This is a genomic window from Francisella noatunensis subsp. noatunensis, assembly GCF_009823375.1.
GTDB classification, from domain to species: domain Bacteria; phylum Pseudomonadota; class Gammaproteobacteria; order Francisellales; family Francisellaceae; genus Francisella; species Francisella noatunensis.
This window is the reverse complement of sequence record NZ_WBSX01000147.1, coordinates 1-3,684: the sequence shown is the minus strand read 5'-3', so window position 1 is coordinate 3,684 and position 3,684 is coordinate 1. Positions and strand designations below refer to the sequence as shown.

Here is a 3,684-nt window from a genome sequence, read left to right as displayed (position 1 = left end):
CAATATAAATACAAAAAAGAAGGTGACTCTAAACAAGTTAAGATAAAGGATAGAGCGAGTATTTCTGAAAGACCTAGCAGTGCTAATAGAAAAAATCTTTATCACTTTGAAGGTGACACTATTGTTGGTAAAGACCATAAAAGTGCTATTGTAACAATGGTCGATAGAGCTAGCAGATTTACTATTTTAGCCAAGTCTATAGATAGAACAGCTAATTCAATCAATAGAATATTGTACAAAGTATCTAATGGTCATAAAATATTAACAGCTACATTTGATAATGGTAAAGAGTTTGCTAAACATAAGAAGCTAACTAGCAAGACTGGCATCAAAGTATTCTTTGCTGATCCATACAGTCCTTGGCAAAGAGGTACTAATGAAAACATGAATAGGTATATCAGACAATTTATACCTAAAGGTACTAACTTTAACAATATATCTCATCAATACATTAGAAAGTTACAGATAGACTTGAATAATAGACCTAAGAAATGTTTAAATTACTTGACACCTAATGAAGTACATTTTGGTATCTCTATAAACATTGAGAATACAATCTAGCTCATTAGCTGAGGCAAATAAAATTCTTGGATTTCTATTGCAAGAGCAGTTTAATAAAGTAGTTGATCCATACAAAATGACAAAAGGTGGTATCTTGTAGCGAGTAATTTTTTTCAAGAAATAGCATCTTGATTAGATATGCTAACACTTATTGATCGTTTGCTTTAACCCTTGCAAGAAGCCCGTTTCTAGTTTAATCTTTAAGCAATTTTATATTCAAGGTATTTTGTTATGATTACAACAAGATTTGCACCAAGTCCAACAGGCTTTTTACATGTTGGCGGGGTACGTACAGCACTTTTTAGTTGGCTTTATGCTAGACACAATAACGGTAAGTTTTTATTAAGAATTGAAGATACAGATCTTGAGAGATCTACGCAAGCTGCTGTAGACGCTATTTTAGATGGTATGAGCTGGCTTGGTCTAAAAAATGATGAAGAGATCTATTATCAAACGAAAAGATTTGATAGATATCATGAAGTTATTGAACAATTGATAGCAGAGGGTAAAGCATATTATTGTAACTGCTCTAAAGAAAGATTAGATGAGCTAAGAGAGTATCAGCAAGCAAATAATCTTAAAACTGGCTATGATGGTAAATGCCGTGATGCAAGCTATATTCCTCAAGAAGGAGAGAGTTTTGTAGTACGTTTTAAAAATCCGCAAGATGGTCTTGTCAGCTGGGATGATGCTGTAAAGGGTAGGATTTCAATTTCAAATCATGAACTTGATGATATGATTATCCAAAGAACAGATGGTTCGCCGACATATAATTTCTGTGTGGTTGTTGATGATATAGACATGGCTATTACGCATATTATTCGTGGTGATGATCATGTTAATAATACTCCTAAACAGATTAATATTTATAAGGCTTTAAATGCTAATGTCCCAGTATTTGCGCATGTACCAATGATTCTTGGTCCAGATGGAGCAAAGTTGTCTAAGCGACATGGTGCAGTCAATGTTATGCAATATCGTGAAGATGGTTATTTACCTCAGGCTATACTTAACTATTTAGTTAGGCTTGGGTGGTCGCATGGAGATCAAGAGATTTTTTCTATAGATGAGATGATAGAGTCCTTTAATTTAGAGCATATCAATGCTTCGCCTTCACGTTTTGACTTTGACAAGCTTAAGTGGTTAAACAAACACTACATTAAAGAATCTAACTTTGAAGATATTAGAGCAGAGGTTGAATATTATTTTGCCAAAGCTGGTTTAGATATTGCTAATGGTCCTGATCTTCAAGAGCTTCTAGCTGTGATGGCAGAAAAAGTTGATACTCTAGTAGAGCTTACAGATAAATCTAGCTACTTTTATAGTGATGATATTATCTATGATGAAAAGGTGGTTAAAAAGCACGTTAAAGCCACAACAGGTGAGATATTTATTAAGCTTTTAGAAAATTTCGAAGCTCTGGAAACTCAGCAATGGCAAGATCCAGATACTTTGCATAACGTAGTCGCATCAACAGCAGAGCAGTGTGAAGTTGGGATGGGTAAAGTTGGTATGCCGTTGCGCATAGCTATCACAGGTTCAGGTCAGTCTCCAGATATTGGTATTACTTTAAAGCTTTTGGGGAGAGAAAAAGTACTATCTAGGTTACAATTAGCAATAAAAGAGCTATGTAATTCATAAAAAACAAAAATATTAAGAAAATCGCTTGACTAAGTTATAAAAGTCATTATAATACACATCATATCGCTGGAAACAGTGATTAAAATCTTAAGTCCCGTTCGTCTAGAGGCCTAGGACACCGCCCTTTCACGGCGGCAACAGGGGTTCGAATCCCCTACGGGATGCCAAATTAAAAAGCCACCTTGAGGGCTTTTTTTATGTCATCAAGAGATGTCTGTTCTATTTATTTCACATGGCGGAATTAATTTTTTTGAGTTGATTGGTGAACTATCTTTGTTTGTATAGGTAAGGCAGTGGTATACGGCTCCATACTTTCCATTACTACACTATTTGGTGATACTCGGCAGTGTTTACCGATAGTTATATTACCTAAAATTTTAGCTCCAGCTCCTATTATTACTTCATCTTCAACTGTTGGGTGACGTTTTGTATGTCTGAGCTTTGGGTTTCCAGATGACCCAAGTGTTACACCATGATACAGAGATACATAATTTCCAACTATTGCTGTTTCACCAATTACAATCCCCATACCATGATCGATAAAACAGTATGAGCCAATAGTTGCTCCGGGAGGTATTTCGATTCCTGTTAAAAAACGCGTGATGTGCGATAATAATCTACCTAAAAATTTCAATTTACAGCGCCATAATAAATTTGCAGGTCTGTGAAGTAATATTGCGTGTAGTCCAGGATAGGCAAATATTGTTTCAAGGGTGCTTGGTGCAGCGGGGTCTTGTTGTTGATAGTATCGTATTAGTTTAATCATAAGACTCCAAGCGTTGTTTTGATTTTACTATACTGTTATAAAACCAATGTTTTGGCTATTAAAATAAGATAAAATGGCATCAGGTTGTTGTATGAATATAAAAGGTTATGAATATGAATATATGTAACAATTTTGCTGAAACTATTGGTAACACGCCATTGTTGAGATTGCATAAAATAGAGAAACTATTCGACTTAAAAGCTAAGTTAGTTGCCAAATTGGAGTTCTTTAATCCGCTGTCTTCTGTTAAGGATAGGGTAGCTCTAAATCTTATCGAAAATGCTGAAAAGGCTGGTGATATAAAGCCTGGTATTACAACTTTGATAGAACCAGCATCGGGCAATACTGGGATTGGACTATCATTTATTGCTGCTGCAAAGGGCTATGACCTAATAATTACTATGCCAGAGAGTGTATCGATTGAAAGACGAAAGTTAATACAACACTTCGGAGCCAAGCTTATCTTAACCCCTGCGGCAGAGGGCATGACTGGAGCGATTACCAAAGCCAATGATTTATTAAAAGAAGGCTAGATTGTATTCTCAATGTTTATAGAGATACCAAAATGTACTTCATTAGGTGTCAAGTAATTTAAACATTTCTTAGGTCTATTATTCAAGTCTATCTGTAACTTTCTAATGTATTGATGAGATATATTGTTAAAGTTAGTACCTTTAGGTATAAATTGTCTGATATACCTATTCATGTTTTCATTA

The 3,684-nt window shown here is 34.9% G+C and carries 4 protein-coding genes, 1 tRNA gene and 1 pseudogene; 4 read left to right on the top strand and 2 right to left on the bottom strand.

Annotation, left to right across the window (positions count from 1 at the left end; all coding sequences use genetic code 11):
- From F8C69_RS09570 to F8C69_RS09560, 3 genes are all read left to right on the top strand, one after another.
- The coding region (locus F8C69_RS09570; RefSeq protein WP_159183759.1) for an IS30 family transposase at window positions 1–561 on the top strand (561 nt) is incomplete at its 5' end.
- Between the two features lie 231 nt (window positions 562–792).
- Window positions 793–2,202, top strand: coding sequence for a glutamate--tRNA ligase (gltX, locus tag F8C69_RS09565; RefSeq protein ID WP_159185002.1), 1,410 nt, complete (start codon window positions 793–795; stop codon window positions 2,200–2,202).
- A gap of 91 nt (window positions 2,203–2,293) precedes the next feature.
- Window positions 2,294–2,369: transfer RNA gene (locus F8C69_RS09560), tRNA-Glu, on the top strand.
- Between the two features lie 74 nt (window positions 2,370–2,443).
- On the opposite strand, the gene epsC is transcribed toward F8C69_RS09560, so the two are convergent.
- Complete coding sequence (epsC, locus tag F8C69_RS09555; RefSeq protein WP_159185001.1) at window positions 2,444–2,968, bottom strand: serine O-acetyltransferase EpsC; 525 nt, start codon at window positions 2,966–2,968, stop codon at window positions 2,444–2,446.
- 113 nt (window positions 2,969–3,081) lie between these two features.
- Between epsC and F8C69_RS09550 the strand changes: the two genes are divergently transcribed.
- Entirely contained in the window at window positions 3,082–3,501 is a 420-nt protein-coding gene (locus F8C69_RS09550; protein WP_234384220.1) for a PLP-dependent cysteine synthase family protein, read from the top strand.
- Here F8C69_RS09550 and F8C69_RS09545 read toward each other — a convergent pair.
- A pseudogene (locus F8C69_RS09545) lies at window positions 3,498–3,684 on the bottom strand (IS30 family transposase); the annotation flags it as partial. The gene F8C69_RS09550 and the pseudogene F8C69_RS09545 overlap by 4 nt on opposite strands.

Bases quoted from the DNA above. Each gene is read 5' to 3' on its own strand.
- epsC (WP_159185001.1), bottom strand. From the start codon at position 2,968: ATGATTAAACTAATACGATACTATCAACAACAAGACCCCGCTGCACCA.
- F8C69_RS09550 (WP_234384220.1), top strand. From the start codon at position 3,082: ATGAATATATGTAACAATTTTGCTGAAACTATTGGTAACACGCCATTG.
- gltX (WP_159185002.1), top strand. From the start codon at position 793: ATGATTACAACAAGATTTGCACCAAGTCCAACAGGCTTTTTACATGTT.